General features: G+C 50.0%; 25 protein-coding genes. 20 read left to right on the top strand and 5 right to left on the bottom strand.

Annotated elements, in window-relative coordinates:
* Position 1: 1 nt before the first annotated feature.
* Together ACKKE8_RS24845 and ACKKE8_RS24840 are read right to left on the bottom strand one after the other, a co-directional pair.
* On the bottom strand, positions 2-475 hold the full coding sequence (locus ACKKE8_RS24845; RefSeq protein ID WP_409175365.1) for a GNAT family N-acetyltransferase: 474 nt from the start codon (positions 473-475) through the stop codon (positions 2-4).
* Between the two features lie 95 nt (positions 476-570).
* The gene (locus ACKKE8_RS24840; protein WP_409175364.1) at positions 571-1,659 is read right to left on the bottom strand and encodes a DUF418 domain-containing protein; all 1,089 of its coding nucleotides are present in this window, start codon (positions 1,657-1,659) and stop codon (positions 571-573) included.
* A gap of 273 nt (positions 1,660-1,932) precedes the next feature.
* On the opposite strand from ACKKE8_RS24840, the gene ACKKE8_RS24835 reads away from it, so the two are divergent.
* From ACKKE8_RS24835 to ACKKE8_RS24820, 4 genes are all read left to right on the top strand, one after another.
* A complete protein-coding gene (locus ACKKE8_RS24835; protein WP_409175363.1) occupies positions 1,933-2,703 on the top strand; it encodes a 3-hydroxyacyl-CoA dehydrogenase in 771 nt (256 codons plus the stop codon).
* A gap of 45 nt (positions 2,704-2,748) precedes the next feature.
* The gene (locus ACKKE8_RS24830; RefSeq protein ID WP_409175362.1) at positions 2,749-3,279 is read left to right on the top strand and encodes a MarR family winged helix-turn-helix transcriptional regulator; all 531 of its coding nucleotides are present in this window, start codon (positions 2,749-2,751) and stop codon (positions 3,277-3,279) included.
* A 106-nt stretch (positions 3,280-3,385) separates the two neighbouring features.
* Positions 3,386-3,871 (top strand): hypothetical protein, encoded by a 486-nt coding sequence (locus ACKKE8_RS24825; RefSeq protein WP_409175361.1) that lies wholly within the window; start codon positions 3,386-3,388, stop codon positions 3,869-3,871.
* A 3-nt stretch (positions 3,872-3,874) separates the two neighbouring features.
* The gene (locus ACKKE8_RS24820) at positions 3,875-4,741 is read left to right on the top strand and encodes an SDR family oxidoreductase (protein ID WP_409175360.1); all 867 of its coding nucleotides are present in this window, start codon (positions 3,875-3,877) and stop codon (positions 4,739-4,741) included.
* Here ACKKE8_RS24820 and ACKKE8_RS24815 read toward each other — a convergent pair.
* Positions 4,738-7,332 carry a LuxR C-terminal-related transcriptional regulator gene (locus tag ACKKE8_RS24815; protein ID WP_409175359.1) on the bottom strand — a complete coding sequence of 865 codons (2,595 nt, stop codon included), beginning with the start codon at positions 7,330-7,332 and terminating at the stop codon, positions 4,738-4,740. The genes ACKKE8_RS24820 and ACKKE8_RS24815 overlap by 4 nt on opposite strands.
* A gap of 238 nt (positions 7,333-7,570) precedes the next feature.
* On the opposite strand from ACKKE8_RS24815, the gene ACKKE8_RS24810 reads away from it, so the two are divergent.
* Entirely contained in the window at positions 7,571-8,635 is a 1,065-nt protein-coding gene (locus ACKKE8_RS24810; RefSeq protein ID WP_409175358.1) for a CapA family protein, read from the top strand.
* Here ACKKE8_RS24810 and ACKKE8_RS24805 read toward each other — a convergent pair.
* The gene (locus tag ACKKE8_RS24805) at positions 8,622-9,038 is read right to left on the bottom strand and encodes a GNAT family N-acetyltransferase (protein ID WP_409175357.1); all 417 of its coding nucleotides are present in this window, start codon (positions 9,036-9,038) and stop codon (positions 8,622-8,624) included. The genes ACKKE8_RS24810 and ACKKE8_RS24805 overlap by 14 nt on opposite strands.
* A 122-nt stretch (positions 9,039-9,160) precedes the next feature.
* On the opposite strand from ACKKE8_RS24805, the gene ACKKE8_RS24800 reads away from it, so the two are divergent.
* Together ACKKE8_RS24800 and ACKKE8_RS24795 are read left to right on the top strand one after the other, a co-directional pair.
* Entirely contained in the window at positions 9,161-10,543 is a 1,383-nt protein-coding gene (locus ACKKE8_RS24800) for a PLP-dependent aminotransferase family protein (protein ID WP_409175356.1), read from the top strand.
* Positions 10,544-10,604: 61 nt separating this feature from the next.
* Positions 10,605-10,991 carry a VOC family protein gene (locus tag ACKKE8_RS24795; RefSeq protein ID WP_409175355.1) on the top strand — a complete coding sequence of 129 codons (387 nt, stop codon included), beginning with the start codon at positions 10,605-10,607 and terminating at the stop codon, positions 10,989-10,991.
* A 264-nt stretch (positions 10,992-11,255) separates the two neighbouring features.
* Here ACKKE8_RS24795 and ACKKE8_RS24790 read toward each other — a convergent pair whose 3' ends face one another.
* Positions 11,256-11,627: a hypothetical protein gene (locus ACKKE8_RS24790; protein WP_409175354.1), complete on the bottom strand. Its 372-nt coding sequence runs from the start codon at positions 11,625-11,627 to the stop codon at positions 11,256-11,258.
* Between the two features lie 120 nt (positions 11,628-11,747).
* Between ACKKE8_RS24790 and ACKKE8_RS24785 the strand changes: the two genes are divergently transcribed.
* From ACKKE8_RS24785 to ACKKE8_RS24725, 13 genes are all read left to right on the top strand, one after another.
* Positions 11,748-12,404, top strand: a complete 657-nt coding sequence (locus ACKKE8_RS24785; protein WP_409175353.1) for a TetR/AcrR family transcriptional regulator — start codon at positions 11,748-11,750, stop codon at positions 12,402-12,404.
* Between the two features lie 13 nt (positions 12,405-12,417).
* Positions 12,418-13,350, top strand: a complete 933-nt coding sequence (locus ACKKE8_RS24780) for a phosphotransferase family protein (RefSeq protein ID WP_409175352.1) — start codon at positions 12,418-12,420, stop codon at positions 13,348-13,350.
* Positions 13,351-13,526: 176 nt separating this feature from the next.
* Positions 13,527-15,275, top strand: coding sequence for an ABC transporter substrate-binding protein (locus ACKKE8_RS24775; RefSeq protein ID WP_409175351.1), 1,749 nt, complete (start codon positions 13,527-13,529; stop codon positions 15,273-15,275).
* Between the two features lie 87 nt (positions 15,276-15,362).
* Entirely contained in the window at positions 15,363-16,319 is a 957-nt protein-coding gene (locus tag ACKKE8_RS24770) for an ABC transporter permease (RefSeq protein WP_144612698.1), read from the top strand.
* 11 nt (positions 16,320-16,330) lie between these two features.
* Positions 16,331-17,257, top strand: coding sequence for an oligopeptide ABC transporter permease (opp4C, locus tag ACKKE8_RS24765; protein ID WP_409175350.1), 927 nt, complete (start codon positions 16,331-16,333; stop codon positions 17,255-17,257).
* Between the two features lie 308 nt (positions 17,258-17,565).
* On the top strand, positions 17,566-18,552 hold the full coding sequence (locus tag ACKKE8_RS24760; protein WP_409175349.1) for an ABC transporter ATP-binding protein: 987 nt from the start codon (positions 17,566-17,568) through the stop codon (positions 18,550-18,552).
* Positions 18,542-19,507: an ABC transporter ATP-binding protein gene (locus ACKKE8_RS24755; protein WP_409175348.1), complete on the top strand. Its 966-nt coding sequence runs from the start codon at positions 18,542-18,544 to the stop codon at positions 19,505-19,507. Before ACKKE8_RS24760 ends, ACKKE8_RS24755 begins: the two co-directional genes overlap by 11 nt.
* Positions 19,508-19,840: 333 nt before the next feature.
* Positions 19,841-20,035: a YezD family protein gene (locus ACKKE8_RS24750; RefSeq protein WP_409175347.1), complete on the top strand. Its 195-nt coding sequence runs from the start codon at positions 19,841-19,843 to the stop codon at positions 20,033-20,035.
* A 36-nt stretch (positions 20,036-20,071) separates the two neighbouring features.
* On the top strand, positions 20,072-20,353 hold the full coding sequence (locus ACKKE8_RS24745) for a DUF2325 domain-containing protein (protein WP_409175346.1): 282 nt from the start codon (positions 20,072-20,074) through the stop codon (positions 20,351-20,353).
* 223 nt (positions 20,354-20,576) lie between these two features.
* Complete coding sequence (locus ACKKE8_RS24740; protein ID WP_409175345.1) at positions 20,577-22,220, top strand: peptide ABC transporter substrate-binding protein; 1,644 nt, start codon at positions 20,577-20,579, stop codon at positions 22,218-22,220.
* 72 nt (positions 22,221-22,292) lie between these two features.
* Complete coding sequence (locus ACKKE8_RS24735; RefSeq protein ID WP_409175344.1) at positions 22,293-23,183, top strand: serine hydrolase; 891 nt, start codon at positions 22,293-22,295, stop codon at positions 23,181-23,183.
* A 5-nt stretch (positions 23,184-23,188) separates the two neighbouring features.
* Complete coding sequence (locus ACKKE8_RS24730) at positions 23,189-24,604, top strand: serine hydrolase (protein ID WP_409175343.1); 1,416 nt, start codon at positions 23,189-23,191, stop codon at positions 24,602-24,604.
* 146 nt (positions 24,605-24,750) lie between these two features.
* Entirely contained in the window at positions 24,751-25,470 is a 720-nt protein-coding gene (locus tag ACKKE8_RS24725; protein WP_409175342.1) for an exonuclease domain-containing protein, read from the top strand.
* Positions 25,471-25,473: the final 3 nt, after the last annotated feature.

Genomic DNA, 25,473 nt, shown 5'->3' with positions numbered 1-25,473 from the left:
TCTATTTAGGTATCCGTTTTTCGTACCTGAATTTATAAAAACCATTCGCTGCGTTCGGCGCTGTCTCGCCGACCTTTTTGTAACCGCATTTTTCATAAAAGTGCTGGTTGCGTACGGCTTCATAGCCAGTATCGAGCGTCCACTTCTTGATGTGTGGATACGCGGCCTCCATGAACTGCATGGTTTGGCTTCCGATACGCAAGTTTTGTTTATCAGGATCGACATAGATGATCCCCAGCTCCAAATGCTCATGATCGACCGGAAGGAGGCAAAAACCGCCAACGATCTGGTCATCCAGCAAGATCGTATAGTAATGGGCCTTTTGCATGAACAAAATATGCTGGTCAGGTTGGTCATGTCCGGCAGGGCCTTCTCCATACTTTTGGACGTCTTCTGCAAAGCAGCGAACAGCAATTTGGGTGAGTTGCTCCGCGTTCGCGGGGACAGCCTTTTTGAAAAAAACCATAGGACTCATGAGATCATCTCCAGTTCGTCTGACTACTTCGAAATTGGTGTATGAATGATTAGAAAAATTCTCCTATATAGCAGACGGATGAACCCACAGATTGGTTACCCACTTATTTTTCTCATGAAGCTCTCCAACGGTCCCCTCTCGAACCAACGTCTCCATAAAAGCGTGAGCACAATGGAAAAGAGGAAGAATCCTACGGCGTAGAGCATCGCAAAAGTGAGCGTTTGATTTTCGAGTCTCCCAATCAATGCGAGGAAGCCGAGCCCGACAATGATATGGCAGACGTAGTGTGTCAGTGTCAGCTGTCTGGTTTTTACCCATGTCTGCGTAAACCAGCTGTTCGCGAATTTTTCCGCAAAGCTGACGCACAGAAGGATGATGATGACAGCGGTGCTTGAGCTGGACAGCACATAAAACAGGTTGGGTGGAACTGGTTTCGTTCCCCATAAAAATAGGGCGATCTCGCTTCCGACTACCGGAATAGAGAGCTTGATCAACCCATACGATAAAACCTCCAAGCTGACGAACAGGGCGGTTGCCCAGCCCAACATTTTTTTGCGTACAGATCGATCGAGCAGGTTGAGTCGACCCAGCCACAAGCCGAGAAGGAAAAAGCACATCCAGGGAAATACCGGGTGATAGCCGTTGAACAGCAAGTTGCGCAGGAATCCTTCGACTGTCCAAAAATCAAGATACTCGATAAATGGTTGCTTCGGGTCCCACCCTTGCATGTAGTTGAACGACAATTGTAGCGTTTGAGCTGTGAGCAGGATGCCGCTAAAAGCGAGAAGAAGCGTTTTCCCCGATACGACGAGGAGGAAGGATGCAATGAGCATGTAGACACCGTAGTAATGCAGGATGTCACCGCTCCAACTACCGAGATAGAGCAACATCCCGGTCACGAATAAAAACAAGGAGCGCTTCCAAAGGACGTGGCGGCTAGCCTGCAAGAGGGCCGGGTCGCCTGAGGTCCTCGCTTTTTTTGTCATATACGCAATGCCGATTCCTGCCAAAACAAGGAATACGGTAGATGCTCTGCCTTGAAACAAACTGGATAAAGCGATGAGCCAGTCAGGTCCGTTATGCTTTGCATTCAAGATGACGACGTAGTTGACGATCATCATGCCCAGCATGGCCCACGCCCGCGCAAAATCGAGACCAATGACTCTGGTAGAAGACACGTTCATCCGGGTTCTTTCCTCTCCACTTTTATTTACTTACCGGTAAGTAAAATATAATGGGGTGGATTGTAAATAGCAAGCCCTAAAATGTTGGAGATGGATAAGCACAACTGTCCTTTGCCCGGACACAGATGTCTCATACCTGTCTGGATTTGAGAAGGTCGAGATTGCTTGTCACTTGTAAAAACCACGTGTGGCAAGAAGTGATTCGGTTGGTATCCAACTTGCAGAGCTTTTTTCTGAATGCGGATGCAGTTGCAGAGGAAGGGAGAGAATGGCTTGGATATGCGGGAAGTGGTTGCCATTGTAACGGGTGGTGCTTCCGGTTTGGGAGAAGCCGCTGTGAGGAATGTAGTTCAACACGGGGGAAAAGTAGCCATTCTTGATTTGACGGTAGAGAGGGGGCAAGCGCTGGCGAATGAGCTGGGGCGAGAAAATGCTTTGTTCGTGCATACGGATGTCATGAGTGAGGTGAGTGTACGGGAGGCAATCGATCAGGCTGCTGGCACATTCGGTACGATTCACGCCGTGGTCAACTGTGCGGGGACCGCTTTGGCACAGAAAACGTTGTCGCGAAGCGGTCCACATCCACTGGAATCCTTCAGCAAAGTCATTTCAGTCAATCTGATCGGTACTTTTAATGTCATTCGGTTGGCAGTGGAGCAAATGGCAGGAAACGAGCCGAACCAACTGGGGGAGCGGGGGGTCATCATCAATACCGCATCGGTGGCGGCTTTTGAGGGGCAGGTGGGGCAGGTTGCCTATAGCGCCTCCAAAGGCGGAATCGTAAGCATGACCCTGCCGCTAGCAAGAGACCTGGCTTCGTATGGCATACGCGTGATGGCGATTGCTCCGGGTCTATTTGACACGCCGATGTTCGATCAGCTCCCGCGCTCTGAAAAAGCGGCGTTGGGTGCGACTGTTCCTTTTCCCGCACGCATGGGTGATCCGCGAGAATACGCGATGCTCGTGAACAGCATCATCACCAATCCGATGTTGAATGGAGAAACGATCCGGCTGGATGGGGCAATCAGGATGGCCCCGAAATAGAGAAGATGTGTTGACAGAAAAGTAGTTAGGTGCCATACTACATCCATGACAAACCATTCAAACGGAAGAAAACAAGAAGACGCGACCCCATCGCTTGTTCAATCGCAGCGCCAGATTGATCGGTATGGACTCGATGTTGATGCGCAAGCTGTACTCGTCGCCGCCAGACTGATGGAGGCAGGAGCCAAGCTTGGGCATGCGGCTGAAATACATTTTGCCAGATTCGGCTTATCAACGGGACGATATCGGTTATTGGCAGACCTTGAAGATAACGGTGGGGAAGTGCTGCCGTCACAATTGGCAGAGCATCTGGGGGTAACACGTGCTACGGTTACTGGTCTGATCGACATCCTGGAGCGCGATGGCCTTGTTTCCCGACGAGCGAGTGCAAAAGATGGCAGGCAAAAATCGGTCATTTTAACGGAGCTCGGGGCTAGCAAGCTGCGTGAAATGGCGCCTGAGCACTTTGCGAGATTGGAAGCGATGGTCGGATTGCTCAATAATGAGGAGCGTAGTGTGTTTCTCGACCTGCTGGGCCGCGTGACACAAGGCATCTCGGCACTGACAGACGAATAGTAGGCAGCGGGCAAGTAGTAAAGCGGGCTAGGCAGCTAGCCCATTTTCACTCTTATATAATTAGGTTCCTAATTACTTTTTGAAAAGGGGAGAGGAGGTGAAAAACATGCATGACCCTGCAAAAACGGGAGGTGTTTATCCGATCAAGGGGGCACGTTCCGAGCGAAAGGCATTTGTTTTATGGAGAGAAGTAATCATGGCTTATTTGTCTCCTGCGATCATGGCGAGCATAGGTGGATGGATCACCGCTGACAAAGGGCTGCAAATAGGGGCATTGACCACGATTGGCGGAACATCCGCATTGATTGCCGCACTCCTTGGGCGATGGTTACAGAGCCGTGGTATACATAAACGCTGGGTCACCCGCACGCCTCATTTGGCGCTGGTAGCGGTTATGGGGATGATAATGGCAGTGATTGGTCTCTTGGCAGCATGGCTAACAACGGAGTTACTCGTCATCTTTGCTCCCGGTGAATCGTTGGCTTGGCTAAGTCGTGTCTGGATCGACTTCCCGCTGTCAGCGATAATCGCCAGCACATTAATCACATGGCGGTGGCGTAATGGCAAAATGAATCAGTTACGGAGGGGTTAGAAAATGATCGTAGTCATGGGAGCAACAGGAACTATAGGTAGTGCACTTTTGAAACGATTGATAGAGCTTGGTGTCCCAACCCGTGCATTGAGCAGAACACCAGAAAAACTTCAGATGCTAATGGGAGAACGGGCAGCATCTACGGTGGAAGTCACAGCAGCGGAAGCTTCTGACCCTGAATCGTTGCGCCGGGCGTTTGCAGGTGCGAATCAGCTCTTCCTTTCCCTTTCAAACAGTCCCAATCAGGTCGAGCTGGAAACATCGATGATTCGCATAGCAGCTGAGGCTGGAATCCAGCACATTGTGAAAATATCCAGTCCAGCCTACGACGAAAAGGCGCCAGTCGCTGTAGCGGGATGGCACCAGGAAATCGAGAGCGCGTTATCAGAATCGGGTATGAAAAGTACCGTGCTGCGGCCGTACGCCTTTATGCAAAATCTGCTCCGCTTCGCACCGACGATCAAAACGCAACATGTTTTCTTCGGTACGATGGGCGAAACAGCATGCAACTTTATCGATTGTCGGGATATCGCCGATGTTGCTGCAGAGGTATTGACCCATCCCGAAAAGGCAGGTCGTGTATACACCCTGACTGGTTCTGAGGTTTTCAGCTATCCGCAAATTGCGAGCAAGCTGTCCGATCTGCTCAACCGCCTGATTACGTACATCAACAAGGATAGCGAAGCTCTCCGACGTGATCTGATGGAGCACGGAAACATGCCGGAGTGGCTCGCCAGTCATGTCATTGAAATTCAAGCTATGTCAGTAGCGATCCCGGAAAAGCCGACAGACGATGTAGAGCGTGCCCTCGGCAGAGAACCTCGCAAGCTGGACGCTTTTCTGTATGAACATATTGAAAAGTTCCGTTAATCAACAGGGCTATTTTCAAGCAGCGAAATTTCTTGCGCTTTCAGAAGAGCTTGCGTACGATTGGTGACACCGAGCTTGCCATATATCCGATGCAAATACACCTTGACCGTCCCGAGCGTATTCCCTAGCTCTTCGGCGATCATCTTGTTGGATGCTCCTTGGGCCAGCATGGAAAGGATGATTATTTCCTTTCCGGTTAGCGGCTCGATCAAAGGAGCTTTTCTTTTCTCCATTTTCTTAGGAAAAAGGGATAGCAGTTGATTGACATACGCAGCCGATACAGACGGACCTGGTTGTTGGGATCGTTTTTTCAAGCGTAGTTGGTAATCGTGCAAGAGGTGAGACATCGCCGTTCCTTCGTCCAGAAAGCTACGAGCGTAGCAGTTGTTTCCGCCAATCAAGAGCGCTTCGTGGAGGGAAGCCAGCGCTTCCTTTTTGTTGCCGCACTGCTGGTGGGCGAGTGCTTGCAAAATGGCGATGTCTACCTGACTGATCAATAGCTCCTCACGAATACTGGATGGCTTTAGGATTGCTAAAATACGCAATGCCTCCTGTTCCTGCTGCTGGGCGATCAACAAACGGACATAGGTCAAAACCTCTAATTCTCTATGAATGCTAGGTTGATTGAAAATGGAGGGGGGAAGCTTGGATAACTCCGCTTTCGCCAAAGCGATGTCCCCTTCCTGGATCGCGATGTGTGCGAGAAATGCTTGTAACGGGTTGAACCAATACGTAGCACCCCAGCTTGCGACCGTTTCCCGTGTCTCTGAAATGATTTTTCGTGCCGCAGCAAAATTCTCCTCCACTAGCTTGTGCTTAGAGTATGTCAGCGCATAGGGGACGAGCAGGCCAGGTATTTGCTTTTGCAGTGCGACGAAACGAACTCGCTGAAGATGATCGAGGCTTTCTTCCAGCCTGTTTTCCTCATACAGCCCCTCCGCCAACGCCTGAATGGTGTACAGGTTGATCAAAGAATCCTTCCAGCCATGAGCCTCGAGTATACTGGAGAAATGCTTGCCGACAGCCTCTGTCTGATCGGACAGCATCCCTTTTAATCCGAATCGCGTACGGCGAATAAATGGCTCAGTCGTGTTGTAATTAAAATGGTAAAACAACGGGCTCTCTGGCAGCTCACCACTTAACTGTGATGAACTGGCAATCCAGCTCTCAAAATCTCCGGTTGCAAACACCAGATTCGCTCGCACAAAAAACAGCCCGCTCAAAAACTGCTGATGCTCCGTCGAGTCTTCCAGGCTCGCAACGCTTTGCTCCAATTGGGTGAGGGCAAGCTCTGCCCGATCCGTATAACCGCAAGCAACCAAAAGGAACACATAGATCAGGCGAAAAAGCGGTGAGAAATAGTTCGCGTGATCGGGGATGCTGTCCAGCGTTCTGAGAAAGCTGGAAAACTCGCCGCGTTGGAGCAGTACCGGAATATGCTGCGCAAGGAAGCTTACAGCCAACGTGTAATCGGCAGCGGCAATCGCATGATCGATCGCTTCGTCCATCATTCCACGCCCTGCATAGCTCTCACTGGCTAGCCGGTGCAGCTCACGTGCTTCTCCGGGAGCTGTCAGCTCCAATTGACTGCGCAAAAAATCGGCAAACAAGTGATGGTACCGATACCACGTCCCGTAATCATCCAGTGGGATTAAGAAAATGTTTTGGCGGTGCAAGTGGGTCAGCATTTGTTGGCACTGGGGCAGGCCGGTCAGAGCGTGGCACACGTGAGCGTCCATTCTCGCCAGCACAGAGGTTTTGAGCAAGAAGCTGCGCTCCTCTTCCGGGAGTCGCATGATTACTTCATGAAACAAATACTCCGAAATATTGCGATGAGAGCCAGTAAATCCGGCAAAAAATTGATCGTGGTTCTCCATATTCACGAGTGAAATGGCGGCGAGCTGCAAGCCGGCGACCCAGCCCTCCGTACTTTTCACCAGCTGTTCAATTTGCGTTTCGGTCAGTGGTAAATCGTGAACCTGCCGGTAAAAACTGTCCGTCTCTTGATGACTGAAAAGAAATTGTCCCGCCTCAATGTGACATACTTCATGACGTACGTTCCATTTGACTGTAGAAAAAGGCAACGTGTTGCGACTGGCGATGTACAGATGGACGTGACTCGGGATGTATTCCAAAAAATAAGCAAGACTGTTGTGAATCGTCTCATCCGAGATCATGTGATAGTCATCGAGAATGATAGCAAGGGGCTGTGTCGTAGCAGCGAGTTCATTGAGCAGAGAATCGATGAAGGTAAAGATCGAGGTATGACTGGTTGCCTTCATGGCTGGTTCCATTCGCTCGGAGAGTTCTGCGAAGTCAGATTCAGTCAGCGTAAATACGATGTATCTCCAAAAGCGAATCAGGTCATTATCCATCTCATCGAGTGAGAGCCATACGGTGGAACCGCCGTACTGATGAGCCCATTGACTGAGCAAGGTCGTTTTTCCGTAACCGGCTGGGGCGTATAGTGTGGTTAGTCGGCATTGCAGACCAGCGTCCATTTTTTGCAGCAGTTGGCTCCTATGAACGCTATTCGACCGAACGGCGGGCATTGCTGTTTTGGTTTTCAGCATAATGGAATGATGGAGCATGTTTGTACCGTCCTATGTATTAGAATCTTATGTGTCCATTATACTTGTTATCGGCAAAAATCGACATTTGGAAAAATGAGGAATGTTTTGACTGGGGGAGCAGGCAACAAACCGCCATCTTTTGCATGCCCGTCACTTTTCGGCGAGAAATTTCCATGGAAGCCAGACATGCTTCAACAGGCTTCACATCCAGCGGCTTCTAGAATGAAAGCAAAAAAGAGAAGTGGGCGAAAGAGGCATGAAGATCAGACGATGGAAACACGCCGTAATCGTGGTAGCTGCTGTGATACTCTGTTTTGCGATGGGAACGGAATCTGTCGCCGTCCAGGCGAGCAGCGAAGGGGATGTGCAGGAGCAGGATTCCATTCGAGTAGCGTTTGTCGGGGATATCATTTTGGATAAGAGCGTCGGGAATCAGATCGGGCGTTACGGCGTCGATTATCCGTTTCAAAAAACAGCGGATTTTCTCAAGCAGGCAGACTTGACGATTGGCAATCTGGAGACGCCAGTCAGTACGCGGGGACGACCAGAGAAAAAGGAATATACCTATCGTGCGAAGCCAGAGTCGTTGAAGGGGCTCGTTAACGCGGGCTTCGACGTGGTCAATCTGGCGAATAATCATTCGCTGGATTACGGAATGGACGCACTCTATGACACGATGGAGCATCTGAAAAAGGCGAAGATCGGTTACGTGGGTGCGGGGAAAAACGAGGAAGAAGCATTCGCATCCTACATCCAAACGATCAAGGGGAAACGCGTGGCAGTCATCGGGATTAGCCGTGTCCTTCCAAACGAGCGTTGGTATGCGCGAAAAAACAAGCCAGGTCTCGCACATGCCTACTCTTATGAGCCGATGCTGTCCCATGTAAAAAAGGCAGTGGCGGAGTCAGACATTACGATTGCGGTCATGCACTGGAATCGGGAGTATAAGGATTATCCAGAACCATATGCCCGTGAGATGGCGAAAAAGCTGATCGACAGCGGTGTGGATGCCATTGTCGGGTCGCACAGCCATTCGATTATGGGCGTTGAGTTTTATAAAAAGGTGCCGATCTACTACAGCGTAGGGAATTTTGTGTTTACCACCTCGCGCAACCCAAAAGGTCGCGAAGCCATGATGGTCCAACTGACGTTTTCAAAAGACGGGAGCAAGAGCCACGTGATCCCGGTGAAGCTCACGAACGGTCAGCCTGCTCCGATGGACGAGAAAAACAAAAAGAGGATCATCGACAAGCTCAATCGCATTTCCTATGGGGCGAGCATATCCGAAAAAGGGGAGGTAACCGAGTCTAAGCCTCAATAATGAATCGCCGCATCATTTCTCTTCGTGTGAAACCATACTGTTCATATAAGCCATGAGCATCCCGAGTAGCGAGTATCATGCTCGTATGTCGGATGTCTGGATGTTCCACCATCACTTCCATGAGCCATTTGCTCAATCCCTTACCTCGATGCTCCGGGTCGACGAAGACATCACACACCCAGGAAATCGTCGCGTAATCACTCACGACCCGGACGAACCCAGCCTGTCCATCCTCACCATACAATCCGAAACAGAGTGAATTTTTGATACTTTTTATGATCATTTCCCTGGAGCGTTCTTGTGCCCAGTACGTTGTTGACAGCCAATCGCTGATGCGCTCGATATCGAGTAAAGCTTTCTCATCACTGATTTTGTAAGGCATTGTCGCGTGTCTTGCTTCCATCTGTATCCCTCCGTATTTGTATTTACTCCTTTGCTTACGATTCACTATACTCAAGGGACTAGGGCGCATAAAGGAGAGAAAAGTGAATCTGTACCCACACAGATAATGGGGGAGTGAACGGGATGAAGAATAAATACGAAGTGGTGAAAGACAGCATCAAAGAACAGCTTCGCACCCATACAATCAAGCCAGGGGAGAAGCTGCCGTCCATTCGTACTGCATCCGAGCGTTGGTCGTGCAGTTTGAATACGGCGATACGGGCGTATCAAGAGCTGGAGAAGGAGCACTTGATTTATTCCATTCCCAAAAGCGGTTATTATGCGGTTCTTCGCCCTCTTCAAAGTACGCGTTTTCCAGAGGAGCGAATTGACTTTACGGCAGCCAGCCCCGACTCAGAAGTCATGCCATTCAAAGATTTCCAGCATTGTCTAAACCGTGCGATTGAATTATATGAAGAGCAGTTGTTCTCCTATTCCGACCCCCAGGGCTTTTTCTCCTTGCGCCGGGCATTGGAGAGCCATCTCGCGCAATCACAAGTGTTTGCATCCCCTTCGCAAATTTGCATCGTTTCGGGAGCTCAGCAAGCGCTGCATCTGCTTGCCTCCATGCCGTTTCCAAATGGAAAGAATGCAGTGCTGGTCGAACAGCCTACCTTTCACGGCATGCTGCGTTCACTCGAGCTATTGGAAGTTACCGTTCTGGGCATCCAGCGGACTGCGGCAGGCATCGACATGGATGAGCTGGAGCGGCATTTCCGCAACAATCAAATTAAGTTTTTCTACACGGTTCCCCGGTTTCACAATCCGTTGGGGACAAGCTATACAACGGAGCAAAAGAAACAAATCGCCAAGCTGGCTCAGCGCTACGATGTATACATCGTCGAGGATGACTATCTGGCCGACATGGAAACCAGTCTGAAGACAGACCCGATCTACAGCTATGATCAATCAGGTCGTGTCCTGTACGTCAAAAGCTTTTCGAAGATCATGCTGCCCGGACTTCGATTGGCGACAGTCGTCCTGCCCCCTTCCGTGATGGAAACGTTCCGGTTGTTTAAAGCATCATGCGATTCCAGTACGGCCGTCTTGTCTCAGGCGGCTTTGGAGCTCTATTTGAATTGCGGGATGTACGACCATCATGCTACCCTTGTCCGGGAACGTTATCGCCTGCGGATGGAGACATTGGCCGAGTGCTGCCAGCGCTATCTTCCCCCGCAGCTTCACGCACAAATCGGAACAGGCGGGATTTTTTCGAGAGTGCTGCTTCCTGATGAGCTGGACGCCCAGGATATCATCGCGGCGTTGCACCAGCAAAACGTGCGGGTCATGTCCACGAACCAGAGCTATTTGGCTACCTTCCCGCGTGAAAACGGGTTGCGAATTAGCATTATCCAAACAGATGCTGATAAGATAGAGAGAGGGATCGCCCTGTTAGCGGAAACGGCTACTGCACTCTTGCAAAAGCAAAGAAAAGAGGGGCAGTGGCGAATCGTTGATTGGATCTAGTGGTTATGTATACTTGAGGAATGGGCAGAATGGAGACGTATATCATCACGAAAAGGAGTGATTGTCAGTGCAAGCTATCACTACGTTTTTCATGTTTCATGGACAAGCGGAAGAAGCGATGAAGTTTTACACTTCTATTTTTGATCGCTCAGAAATCAAGCAGGTTATGCATCACAAGAATGGACAAGTCCTGCAAGCTACCTTCACGTTAAAAGGCCAGACTTTCATGTGTATTGATAATACGAATGGTGACTATCACGCCTTTACTCCGGCAATTTCGTTGTTTGTGGACTGCGATACGGAGGAAGAGATTGACCGTGTTTTTGGACAGCTTTCCTCGGATGGACAAGTTCTTATGCCGCTTGGACAATATCCGTTCAGTGAAAAGTTCGGATGGGTTCAAGATCGTTACGGATTATCGTGGCAGATTAATTTACCGAAAAAATAAAAGCAAGAAAAGCCGGTTACCTCTTGGTACCGGCTCTTTTTATTTTTATAAACGTTGCTGTAGTGGGGGGAGAAGCGAATTTCAAGTCTACGCTTCGGAATAAATGGCGGGAGCGCTTCAAACGTAGAAATTTCGAGGAGGTAGTTCATAGGTGAAGCTGAAATTCCCCGCCATTTTTTCCTACGCTGGGGCGGGCTCCAGAGGCGCTTGGACTGGAAATTCGCTTCCCCCGACCACAACAGACGGAATATAGTGTATTTTTGTCTACATCGTCATCAACTGACGAAAACTGCGGCGATAGCTCCACAGCAAATACACTTCCAAAATCGCGACAATCAGTCCCATAGCAAGCATGTCGGGATCGACAAACAGGTGGAACGTCAAGATGTTGACAGCAAGCGGAGCAGTGGCGGTTAGAGCCAGTGGGACGAAGCGGTTTGTCAGGAATAGCAATCCACAGATGATTTCAACGGTTTTGACCAGAACTAACAAATACCCTTGTAGAAGCTCCATGGCAGCAGGACTGGTTGGAAAGATAGGCTCGAATCCAAACAAAACAATGTAACCATTCACACCTGCTCCAAGCAAAATCAATCCAAGGATGATACGGGCGAATACGGGCAATGTCCGTGCCATCAGGCATCACTTCCTTGTAGTGGAATATGGATGATGAAGTCTTCGAGGAAAGTATAACTCCGCTTTGACCACCTGGTCAATATGCGTTATGATTAGGAAAAGGAAGAACGAAGAGAGAAGGTGACGGACATAAAAGGAATCTGGCAGGACGATACGCTGGAGCCGAACAAGCGAAAGCTGTTGGAAGCGGCCCTTGTTGAATTTTCCGCGAAAGGCTATGAACGAGGCTCCACCAATCAAATTGTTCAGAACGCAGGCGTATCAAAGGGAATGCTGTTCCACTTTTTCGGGAATAAAAAGGGACTGTTTCTCGCGATTGTCGATGCTTGTATCGAACGTTTTTTTGCCTATATACAGACGCGAATGGAAGCTGTGCCGCAAGACTTTTTTGCGCGATTTCTTCATGTCAATCAAGCGAAAATGGCGCTCTTTGCCGAGGAACCAGCTATTTATCAAATGGCAGTTGCGACCTTTTTCGATTATCCCGAGGAATGCCGGGCTGAGATCGAAGACAGAGAGGCCAAGTTCAATACGCGATATCTTCCCTTGTTTCTGGATCAAGTCGATACGTCGTTGATCAAAGCGCAGTTCGATCCACAGAAGGCGCTGCATTTTTTGCTGTCGGCAGTAGAGGCATTGACGCAAAAGTACGTCCGCGAAAACTACGAAACCAGTGATAAAGGCTTCGCACATGTCCAATCCTTTTTTGCGGAATTAGAATCGTACATGGAAATGATGAAGGTAGGGCTGTATAGACAATCAGACAGTGGAGCATAAAGGGGGAAAAATAATGGATGAGAAATGGACACACCTTGTACATAACATGAACCCGCCAGCCAAGCTCCTTCGTGCATGGGAGCTAAAAGGCGGGATTTCTGCACAGGTCACCGCGCTAGAAATGGAGAGCTCTGACGGCACGAAGAAAAAAGTAGTCGTCCGCGAGCACGGTCAGGCTGACCTCAAGCGAAATTCGCAGATCGCATCAGATGAATTCAAACTTTTGCAAATACTGAAGTCAGCTGACTTGCCGACTCCAACGCCCTATCATCTCGAAGCAGCCAGCGATATGTTTCCCACACCGTGCCTTATCATTGAATTTATAGAAGGGGAGACAGTCACTGCTCCAGCCGATTTGTCCAGCTTTCTGCAACAAACAGCTGAGGTGCTGACTCGCATCCATTCGGTAGACGCTTCTAGGTTGGCAGGCATTTATTTGCCAAAGCAAGAAGAAGCGATAACGAAAAAGCTCCACAAAAGACCTGCGAGCCTGGACAAATCATTGGATGAGGGACTCATTCGCGAAGTGCTGGAGTCCGTTTGGCCGCTGCCGCACGCAAATCCGGCCGCTCTTTTGCATGGCGATTTCTGGCCGGGAAATACGATGTGGAAGGAAGAAAAACTGGCTGCTGTCATCGATTGGGAGGACGCTGCGATCGGCGACCCCTTATCTGATCTCGGCAATGCCAGACTGGAGATTTTGTGGGCGTTTGGAGTGGAGGCCATGCATGAGTTTACACTTCACTATCAGTCTGCGAGCAAGACACTCGATTATACCCAGCTCCCGTATTGGGATTTGTGTGCGGCACTGAGGCCAGCTTCGAATCTATCTGATTGGGGATTGGAAAAAAGGATAGAGGAAACCATGCGTGAGCGACATTCTCTATTCGTGATGCAGGCGTGTGAAAAACTAGGCATTTCGTATAAAGGACATGCCACTAATTAGAGCCTCGAATAATCGGGGCTTTTTTTGTTTGGAAAAAAATGTTGACCGATCCGGTGTCGATACCTATAATCTAATTCATAGTAAACAGGTAAGAATTATTAGTTATTATCTTTTGATCCGACCGGACCACCGGAGGAGCGGTTTCACTGAGTGAGTGGATATGAAGGAGGATCACCATGAAAAAAAGGCTTTCGCAAATCATTTCAACTTTGCTGCTAGGGACGTTACTGGTCACAGGGTGCAGCTCCGAAGGCAGTGCGCCGGCTACCTCGACACAAACGGCGACTCCGTCGACAGAAGCATCAGCACCTGCTGCCAGCAAGGTGCAAGACATAAAAGACGGCATCAATTTGGCCACAGATTTATCCAAGCTGCCGGAAGCAGCCGCCAAAAGGAACGATACATTTATTGCGGGACTGACGGAGCCAGGCGGCGTGTTTAACCCGTTTTTTTACCACAACGGCTACGATGGCAACGTCTCCTCAGCAATCTTCGAATCACTGGTGGATGTCGATGCGACAGGAAAGCCAGTACCCAAGCTCGCGGAAAAATGGGACGTATCTCCTGACCAGCTCACGTATACGTTCCACCTGAGACCGAATCTGAAATTCAGCGATGGTTCGCCGCTGACGGCAGAGGATGTAGCCTTTACACTGACGATTCTGCACGACAAAGCGTACGACGGTGAAACGGATATTTTCGTAGCAAGTATCAAGGGTGGTCGTGAATACAAGGAAGGCAAAGCGAACACGATCGAAGGAATCAAGGTGATTGATCCGCAGACGATCCAAATCACGACGGAGAAAGTGAACGCCAAATCTCTCGTCCTATTAGGCGGGCAGGTGCTCTCCAAAGCGTACTACGGCAAGGAGTACAAACCGGGAAATCTGGAGTATCTCCGCACCCTGCATGGCAAGCCATTGGGAGCTGGACCTTACAAATTTGAGGCGTACATTCCTGGTCAAGAAGTCCGCTATCTCGCAAACGAGCACTATTACGCGGGCAAGCCGCAAGTCGAGCACTTTATCTACAAGACGACCGAGGGCGACGCTCTACAGTTTATCCAGACAGGGGAAATGGATTACAACTCCTTTACTGTCAACTCGGATAACATTGAGCAGTTGCAAGAGCTGGGATACGTGAATATCAATCTGTACACATCCAGTGCCTATTCGTACATCAAATTCAATCATTCCAAGCCATTTTTCAAAGACAAGCGCGTCCGCCAAGCCTTCATCTACGGACTGGATCGCCAAAAAATCCTGGACTTGACCTATCAAGGATACGCCCAAGTCGCCAATGTACCGATCAGCCCTGTTTCGTGGGCATATTCGGAGGATGTCAATCCGTACGCCTACAATCCGGAAAAGGCGAAGCAGCTCCTGGATGAAGCGGGCTGGAAGCCGGGCGCGGACGGTATCCGTGAAAAAGACGGACAAAAGCTGATCGTGCATTACTACACGACAAAAGGAAAGCTGGGAGAGGTACTGATCCCGATTGCCAAAGAAAACTACAAAGAGCTGGGTATCCAGTTTGAAGCGGAAATGATGGACTACAACGCCGTTTTGGCACGGACGGAAAAAGGCGATCACGACCTCGCTTCGTTTTCGACCACGATGCTGATCGATCCCGATGACGGTGTAGACGCCTTCTCGACGAAAAAGGGCAAGAGCGGATTTACCGGAACGAATGGTTACTCCAATGCCAAAGTAGACGAATTGCTGGAAGCAGGTCTATCTACGCTGGACATCGAGAAGCGCAAAGCGATCTACAAAGGCCTGTACAAAGAGCTGAGCGATGACCCACCGTACATCTTCCTCGGCTACCGTAAAATTTTGTCTGCGCATAACGGCAAGATCAAAGGCTTGGAACCGAATCCATTCACGGGCATTTCGACCAGCCTGCCTGGTATCAAAATTGAGTAGCAAGTTCGAGTAACTGACTCACGAATGTTGTGCCCGGCCCTGGGGCTGGGCTTTCTTTTTTTCCCCAAGCATGAAAGGAGGCCAACGATGACGTCCTACTTCCTGAAAAGGGTCTTTTACATGGCGTTGACGCTCTTCGGCGCATCCATTTTGATTTTTTTCCTGTATGCCCTAACGCCCGGTGATTTCGTCGATACGAGTCCCAAGCTGACAGCCGAACGAAAGCTGGAGCTAAAAGCGATGTACGGGCTGGATAAGCCTGTCGTCGAACGGTATTTCATCTGGATGAAAAACGCCTTCCAAGGCGATTTTGGCTATTCCCTGCAGTACCAGCAGCCAGTAATGTCGCTGTTGAACGATTACATCTGGAATTCGTTTTTGCTGGCGATTACCTCCACCTTTTTTACGTGGCTGATCGCGATATCAATCGGAGTTCTGTCTGCTGCAAGGCAGCATTCCTGGTTCGATGCGCTCGTGACGATCGGCGTTTTTGCAGCGATGTCGTTGCCTGTCTTTTTCGTTGGATTACTGTTTATCAAGTTGTTTGCCGTCGATGCCAAGCTGTTTCCCGCAGGGGGCATGATGACGATCGGTAGCAAGGAAACAGGGCTCGCCTATGCGTGGGACGTGGTTCAGCATATGTTTTTGCCTGTGACGGTTTTGACTTTGCTGAGCGTGGGGACGCTGACTCGTTATTTCCGCACGAACATGCTGGAGGTCATTCAACAAGACTTCGTGCGCACGGCCCGGGCAAAAGGGCTCAAGGAAAAAGTCGTCCTGCACAAGCACGCGCTGCGCAATGCGCTCTTGCCCGCCATTACACTGCTAGGCTTTGAGCTGCCTGCATTGTTCGGTGGGGCGATCATCACGGAAAAAATCTTTAACTGGCCCGGAGTCGGACAGTTGTACATGCAGGCGTTTTCTGTACGGGACTACCCGCTCTTGATGGGCTTTACGATGTTTCTGGCGATTCTCACCGTCATCGGAAACTTATCTGCTGATTTGCTGTACAGAGTGGCTGACCCGCGGGTTCGGTTGAAATAGGAGGGAAAACGATGGCATCAACGGTAAGTGAAGTAGCGGAGGTGACGAGACCGGAGCAGGTAGCGTTGCGTTCTTCCTTGTGGCACGAGGCGTTTTTGCGACTAAAAAAGAAGCGTATGGCGATGTTTGGACTTGTGTTTTTACTCGTCATGGCAGCGGCATGCTTCATCGGTCCGTTTTTTTCTCCGTACGCATCCGGCAAGATTAATACGGCCATGATCAACAAGCCGCCAAGCTTCTCCCATTGGCTCGGGACGGACAGTTTGGGCAGAGACATTTTGACGAGGTTGATGCAGGCTGGCCGAATCTCATTGACAGTCGGCATCGCTTCCATGGTGCTCTCCGTTTCCATTGGCGCCCTTCTCGGTGCACTGGCTGGCTTTTACCGCGGGTGGGTTGATCAAGTGATCATGCGCGTAGCAGACGTGCTCATGACCATTCCAGGTCTGCCACTCTTGTTTATTATGGGCGCAGTCCTCTCCGAATGGAAAATCCCGACCGACTACCGCATTTACATCGTCATGGTCATGCTGAGCCTGATCGGCTGGCCCGGCTTGGCGCGAATGGTCCGCAGCCAGATGCTCACCCTGCGTGAAAGTGAATTCATGCAAGCAGCAGAAGTACTCGGTCTGCGCGACAGACGCAAGCTATTCTTCCATTTGCTCCCCAATCTGACACCACTCTTGATTGTAGTTGCCACCTTAAACGTTGGTGGTGCGATCCTGAGCGAATCTGTATTATCGTACTTCGGCCTCGGAGTCGTTCCGCCAACGCCGACATGGGGCAACATGATGGATGCAGCGAATACCTTGATCGATTTTCAAAAAAGACCGTGGCTGTGGGTTCCTCCTGGGATTGCTATTTTCGCTACCGTGATCTCGATTAATTTGTTGGGGGATGGATTGCGGGATGCTTTGGATCCAAAGCAGAAGCGTTGAGGGGTGTTTTGAATTGTTTTTACCTTCATGAACTTACCTTCAAGAGAATACTGAAGCAGCGCAGGGAGAAGGGATTTCCAGTCCAAGCGCCTCTGGAGCCCGCCCTAGCGTAGGAAAAAATGGCGGGGAATTTCAGCTTCACTTATGGACTACTTCCTTGAAACTTCTACGTTTGAAGCGCTCCCGCCATTTTTTTCGAAGCGGACAGTCTTCCCCACTTGCGGGGCGTAGGCCGAAGCGTAGACTGGAAATCACTTCTCCCCTCCACTACAGCTCCTTCTATACACGAAAAGGCAGGTGAGCCAAGCATGAATGCTTTAGTCGAAATCCAAAATTTAAGCACCTACTTCAAGTCCGAACAAGGCGTGGTCAAAGCAGTCGATGCCCTCGATCTGCGCATCCATGAAGGAGAGACCGTCTGCATCGTAGGCGAGTCGGGCTGCGGCAAAAGCGCGGCAGCCATGTCATTGATGAGATTAATCCCGGAGGCGGTAGGCAATATCGTTTCAGGTGAGATATGGTTTGCAGGCCGTGATCTGCGAAAAGTCAGCAAAGAAGAGATGCGAAAGCTCCGTGGCAACGAGCTGGCAATGATTTTTCAGGAGCCGATGTCGTCACTCAATCCCGTACTGACCATCGGTGAGCAAATCATGGAGCCGATCATGGAGCATCAAGGTCTAAGCAAAAAAGCAGCCCAAGCGCGAGCCATTGAGCTGATCGAGCTGGTGGGAATCCCGCGGGCAAAAGAAATCGCCAAGTCGTACCCCCATGAATTGAGCGGGGGCATGCTGCAACGCATTATGATTGCCATCGCAATATCCTGCAATCCCCGCCTGCTGATCGCTGATGAGCCGACGACTGCTTTGGATGTGACCATTCAGGCGCAAATTCTCGATCTGCTGCGCAAAATTAAGGACGAAGCCCAAACTGCGATTCTTTTTATCACGCATGATCTGGGTGTCGTAGCGGAGATGGCCGATCATGTGGTCGTGATGTACGCAGGAAAAGTGGTAGAGGTGTCTCCTGTCGTCGAGTTGTTCGAGGAGCCGAAGCATCCGTATACACAAGGTTTGCTTCGCTCCAAGCCAGTGTTGAATCAACGCAGAGTCAAGCTGTATTCCATCCCAGGTCAAGTACCGAATCCGACCACACTCAGTGAATCCTGCTATTTTCATGACCGATGCGATCAGTGCTTGGACATTTGCCGGGTGAAACAGCCGCCTTTGCGTGATGGGGGACACGGCAGAAAGGTCGCGTGCTGGCTGTATGAGGAGGAAATCGCCCGTGGACAGTAATTTGCTGGAAGTGCGCCGATTGAAAAAATATTACCCGATTGCCGGAGGGCTTTTAGGCAGGACGATCGGCCATGTAAAAGCGGTGGATGACGTCAGTTTTTCCATCCAAAAAGGGGAGACGTTCGGGCTGGTGGGGGAATCCGGCAGCGGGAAAAGCACGACAGGTCGCACCATCCTGCGGCTTTTGGAAAAGACAGAGGGAGAAGTCCGCTTCCAGGGTATCGATGTGCACGCCTTGAATCGCCAAGAGCTCCGAACTTTGCGCCCGCGGATGCAATATATTTTTCAAGACCCGTACAGCTCGCTGAATCCCCGCGTCCGAATCGGAGAAGCACTGGGGGAAGCGCTGCTTGATCACAGGCTGCTCCCACAAGCGGAGGTCAGAGAAAGAGTCTTGGAGGTCATGGCTTTATGTGGATTGGCGCCGTATCATATCGATCGATATCCGCATGAGTTCTCGGGCGGCCAGCGTCAACGGATCGGTATTGCACGGGCCATTATGATGAACCCTGATTTTATCGTCGCGGATGAGCCAGTATCTGCTCTGGATGTGTCGATCCAAGCCCAAATCATCAATTTGTTTGCAGAGTTGCAGGAGCAAAGGAAGCTGACGTACTTATTTATTTCGCATGATTTGAGTGTCGTGGAGCATCTGTGCACGAGGATCGGCGTCATGTATTTGGGGTCATTGCTGGAACTGGCACCTCGGGATGAATTGTTTTTGGAGCCGCTCCATCCGTACACCAAAGCATTGCTCTCCTCTGTGCCGCTCCCGATCCCAAAGAAAAAGCGCGAACGCATCGTCCTGCAGGGAGACATGCCAAGTCCGGCGAATCCTCCAGCAGGGTGCAAATTCCACACACGCTGCCCGTATGTGAAAGACATTTGCCGGCAGGAAGTGCCTGCTTTTCGGGAGGTTAGCACCGACAGATTTGTCGCCTGTCATTTGGTGTAACGGGTATCATGGAGGAATGAAGAACTGCACAGGGCATTGACCGATAGCGGAATCGTATGGTAATATTTTTATATCATAGTAAATGTATCGGTTTTTAAACAATTAGCTGATCGGTCGACCGAAAGCTCCCGCGAGGACAAAGACAACCAAGCTGTCTAGTTGCGCAGGGAGCTTTCGTCAATCGAAGGAAAATGAGGTGAGAAGAGCCTCTTGCTGCCCAAACTGTTTGACATTGACAGTTATGGGGAGCAAGAGGTATTATCAGACCACAAAACAAAGTAAATAGGTATGAATAATATGTATTGATTTTGACGAAACAGGAGGGTGATCCCCATGACCAAAAATGAGATTTCCCTAGACGATTTCTTATTAGAGAAAATTGCGCGCGCACTGGATGGACTGGAATACGGCTCCATACATATTGTGGTTCACGATTCACAGGTCGTTCAGATTGAGCGAACGGAAAAATACAGACTCCCGACGGAAAAGCCTGAGGCAAAGATTTCGCAAGTGCGCACCGGAAAATAGAAAAGTAGGCGTGAAAAAAAGAGAGGAGGAAGGACTATGGCAGGCGTTCTTGTGGTAGGAGGAGATCGGGTAGCAGAAATCGAGAGCTTGTTGCAGAACAGAGGGTTTCAGAATGTCTATCACGTATCAGGTCGCAAAAAATCCGATGTGAAGGCGACCATTCCTTCTGATACGGAGCTTGTTCTTGTCTTTATTAACTTCGTCAGTCACAGCCTGAGCAAAAATATCAAGAAGCTGGCGAAGCAAAAGCACGTCCCGATCGTTTTTTGCCGACGGTCATGTGATGCGGTAGCCATGTATGAGCCAGCGATAAGCTAGAGAGGACAGCCTAAATATGCGCGGATGAATAGAAGTATTCAAAGATGAATACTTCTTTTTTGCGTGACAGAGACTACTAGTAGAAACTTGTCGGACCGACTCGGATAAAAGTATTCAGCAGGGAATAAAACCAACAAAAGAACAACGGAAAACACGAATGGCATAAAATTTGCAGAATATTTATTTAATAATCGGTTATCCGACACAAACAGGGGGGTACAGCATGAAAAGACCAGTTGTCATGACAAGTCTCTTCGTTTTGCTTACGGGATTATTTGCAGGCTGTAGCAGCGGCAATACGCCGACTCAAACCGCAACAGACAACCAGCAGCAACCAGCGCAAGCACAGCAGGCAACTGTGCAGACTGCGTCAGAGCAGACCTTGCGCATGAATGCCGCCGAGCCTGAAACACTTGATTCAGGCATGTCCAACGATGTGATTTCCGGTGCCTTCATCCGTTCGTTGTACGACGGGCTCGTTCGATTGGACAAGGATGGCAAGCCAGCCAATTCCGTTGCATCCGACATTCAAGTATCGGAGGACAAAAAGGTGTACACCTTTACATTGCGCGACAGCAAGTGGAGCAATGGCGACCCGGTTACGGCTCAAGACTTCGCCTTCGGCTGGATGCGCGTGCTCAATCCGAAGACAGCCAGCGGCTCCGCCTACAAGTACTATCCGATCAAAAATGCCCGCGCCTTTTACGAAGGGAAGGCGAAAGCGGAAGATGTCGGCATCAAGGTCGTCGATGACAAGAAACTGCAAGTCACCTTGGAAAACCCTACCCCTTACTTCCTGACACTTGCGACTTTCTACTATCCGGTCAATCAAAAGGTAGTAGAAGCCAATCCCGATTGGGCGAAAAAGCCAGAGTCCATCGTGACCAATGGGCCGTTCAAGCTGGTGAATTGGGAGCATAAAAACAAGATTGAGCTGGCCAAAAACGAGCACTATTGGGACAAAGATGTCGTGAAGTTCAACGAAATCGAGTTTTCCATGATAGAAGATACGAATACCGAGCTGGAGCTGTTCAATAGCGGCGAGCTGGATTGGGCTGGCGGTCCGATTAGCGGTCTGCCAGCGGATGCCATTGGACCGTTGCGCGACGAAGGCAAGCTGCAAACCATGCAACGTGCCACCAACTACTATCTCTTGTTCCAGACGGAGAAGCCACCCTTTACGAATAGTAAAATCCGCAAAGCGTTTGCCTACGCGATCAACCGTAGTGACATCGCAGAAAACATTGGTCAGGCCGGACAGACTCCCTTGATGGGCTTCGTCCCCCTTTCCGCCTCCCTAAAGCCAGAAGGATATTTCAAGGATAACGACGTAGAGACGGCGAAACAGTTATTGGCAGAAGGAATGAAGGAGATGGGCATCACCAAGCTGCCCGAAATCACCTATCTTTACAATACCTCCGACCTCAACAAGAAAATTGCCGAAGCGTTGCAGGCTCAATGGAAGCAAGCTCTCGGTGTGGACGTCAAGCTGACCAACAAAGAATTGAAGGTCATGTTTGACGATCAGGAGCAAGGGAAGTACATGATTTCCCGAACAGGCTGGACGGGAGATTACAACGACTCCGTCAACTTCCTGGAGCTGATGATGGAGAAGTACAGCTCCAATAACTCTACCTTCTGGTTTAGCGAGAAATACGTAGAGCTGGTGAAAAAGGCGTACGCCGAGCCAGATGAGGCCAAGCGCAATCAGTATCTGGTCGAAGCGGAGAGCATCTTGATGGAAGAAATGCCGGTCACAGGTGTGTACTCCAGCGTCAATTCATGGGTACAAAATGCAAAGGTAAAAGGCATCACAGTAGATCCGTTGGGCTACATCGACTTCAAGTGGGGATACAAAGAACAATAGCGCTGAAAAGAAATGGCCGACACAAAAATCCATGTGTAGGGTCGTTTCGCGAGCGATGGGGGAGGAATGTTCATGACATGGCAACAAGCAGTAGAAAACGTGTTGAAGGAAGCACCCGGTATTTTTGGAATCGCAGCTGTGCATTTGGAAACGGGAGAGACAGCAGGGCATCTGGATGAAGAGTTGTTTCAAATGGCGAGTACATTCAAAATTCCGATCATGGTCACCTTGATGCGCGAAGTGGAAGCAGGACGAATCCGCCTCGACCAGCGTGTGACACTGAAATGGAAGGATCGCGTACCGGGGTCAGGCATTTTGCAAGAGCTGGATGCCGGAGCAGCCCTAACAGTCAAAGACTTGGCGACACTGATGACGATTGTCAGCGATAACTATGCGACGGATCAAATCATCGAGCTGATCGGCGGCATCGACAAGGTGAATGAGCATATGCACGAGCTGGGACTTCCACAGATTCATTTGCAACATAATTGCTGGGAGCTCCTCAACCATTGTGTGGGTATGAACGAGCCTACACCTTCGCAGGCAGGGTTCGATGAGTTCATGCGACGAGAAGAGTCAGGCAATTACGAATTGGTCCACGATGTATCCATGCCTACCCGTGATAATAACGTAGCGACTCCAGCCGAGCTAAACCGCCTACTTATCATGATTACGCGAAAAGATATTCTCACGGAGGCCTCCTGCGAGCTGATGCTGGACATCATGCGGCGTCAGCATTACAACAGCCGTCTGCCGTACTTATTGCCAGAAGGAACGAAGGTCGCGCACAAGACAGGGACCGTCAATGCAGTCGTCAATGATGCTGGCATTATCTATTTGCCCGAAGGAAAAGGAATGATTGCGATCACGGCACTATCACGCGGTGTGACTGACAAAGAAGCCGCAGAGCTTACCATCGCCCGTGTTGCAAAAGCGATTTATGAGCAAGCGATGGGGAGTTGATGAAAATGGCGGCATGGAAGGAACAGTTCCACACGTATGCACAACAGCTGCTGGACGAGGCAAAGGCTCCTGGCGCCGCTATTGCTGTTGCCCGTGATGGCGAGCTTTTGTACGAGGGGACGTACGGTTTTCGTGACAGAGAACAGCAACTGCCACTTTCCCTCGACACCGTTTTTGGCATCGCATCCATCACCAAATCGTTTACCTGCGTTGCGATCATGCAGCTGCAGGAGGCAGGCAAGCTGTCTGTTCACGATCCGGTCGTGAAATATTTGCCAGAGTTTCGGGCGGGGAACCACGAGCTGACAGCACGCATGACGATTCATCACTTCATGACACATACGCCCGGAATAGCGCCTATGCCTTACTTAGACGGCGCAATGAGGCGGAGCATGGAGAATGATCCTGCTGTCATTGGAACCAAGGCGGAGGAAGAACTGAAGACAGTGCCTTACTTGGATACGTACGAAGAAGTCATGAAAGCCATTGCTGGATTCGAAGGGAAGCCGCTCTCAGAGCCAGGGGGTGCTTTTAGCTACAACAACGATGCGTACGGGCTTTTGGGGGCGATCATTGAACGGGTCAGCAATCAGGCATATGAAAACTACGTTGCGATGCATATTTTGCAGCCACTGGGAATGGACAGAACCGTTTTCTCCGTGGATGAATTGGCTGACAAGGATGACGTCACGATTTTGTATACCAACAAAAAAATCGATGACGAAAACCAAGTCATTGCAGCACCCATCTGGCACGATGCTCCGGCGATGCGAGCAGCCGGTTTCCTTAAATCGACTGTGAGTGATCTACTCGCTTATTTGGAAATCTTTCGTTTGGGGGCAGCGGGAAAACCGACACCTATTCTGTCTGCCGATAGCATCAGGCAGATGCTCACTCCCTTTGCTCGTGTGGACGGGCACCGCTCCTACGGCTATGGTCTGATGGTCTCACCTGCTTTTCCAGATGGCTTGCTGGTAGAGCATGGCGGATCGTTGAAGGGAATCAGCTCGCACATTTTCTCGGTTCCGGATCAAGGGATTACGGGCGTGATTCTGGTCAATCTCGATGGTGTGAGCGTCCGAGAGTTGGTCCTCGGCTTTTTGAACAGTTATTTTGCAAGGCCGGCCGGAGCTCCGTTGTATGCCTATGATCCATACGAGGTCGCAGATGAGCAGTTGTCAATGTACGAGGGGCGCTACTCTTCGCAGGAATGGGTAAGCGCATCGATAGCCAAAAGCGAAGGGAAGCTATTCTTGGAGGTGGACGGTCTCTCGTATCCACTGATACCTGTACAAAAAGACAGCTTCGTTTTCCAAAAAAGAGACTCCATCCCTTGGGTTGAGTTTTTCCGGGATGAAGACGGGCAAATAGCGAGAATGAGCTACGGATTGCGTCAGTTGACGAGGGAATCCACAACATAAGCCAAGTGAAAAGGGGAAACAAGGGTAGGAATCCTGAGGGTTCTTACCTTTTTTGTTTCAATCAGGCAGCCGATTTTGTCTTTTTTTTGCTTTCTATGCCCGATCCAAGCCATAATAGAGACAATACATACAGGATGTGATTACGCTTGCAGATCATTGTTTTTGACCTTGAAACGACACTGACTTATCAGAGAGACAAGATCCCGGAAATTATTGAGATCGGAGCGGCAAAAGTCGTACCCGGAAAAAATGGCGTGGAGGTCGACACATTTCAGCGCTACACGTTTCCAGCCATTGAGCGCCGAATCACAGAGAGAACGCGCAAGTTCATCGGTCTTGATAAAGAGAACATGCCAACCTTTATCCCGTTTCGGCGGGCATTCGCAGAATTTATGAAGTGGATTGGCAACGATTCTGATTACTACCTGTGCACATGGGGGCAAGACGACAAGCGGCTGATGATCGAGCATTGTGCACGATTTGGTTTGGACTTCAACTGGATGCGCAATTACAACGACATCCAGCCGCCAATTAGCATGCTTTTGGCTGATCGCAAACAGATGAGTCTGAAAGAAGCGATCGACACGGCAGGAATCATCCAGGAGGGCAGGCTGCACTCGGCCTTGGTCGATGCCATCCACACAGCTCATTTGCTCATCAAATACAACAAGACCGTACACCTGAAAGAAAACACGCCAGAAGAGAACTACAATTTGTCGAGCTCGTTGTACATTACGTGCCGATCTTGCAAAAAAAGCAAATACTACACGGCATTCGGGCGAAAAAGCAGAAGATGCGAAGCTTGCTTGCAATATCGCAAGAAGTTGGAAAAAGCCGCAGAAGCAGCAACCGTCCAGCAGAGCTAAGGG

Origin of the sequence: Brevibacillus fortis, assembly GCF_046196545.1 — a bacterium.
GTDB lineage: Bacteria > Bacillota > Bacilli > Brevibacillales > Brevibacillaceae > Brevibacillus > Brevibacillus fortis_A.
The sequence above is the reverse complement of the archived record's forward strand: the minus strand, read 5'-3'. Positions and strand labels throughout refer to the sequence as shown.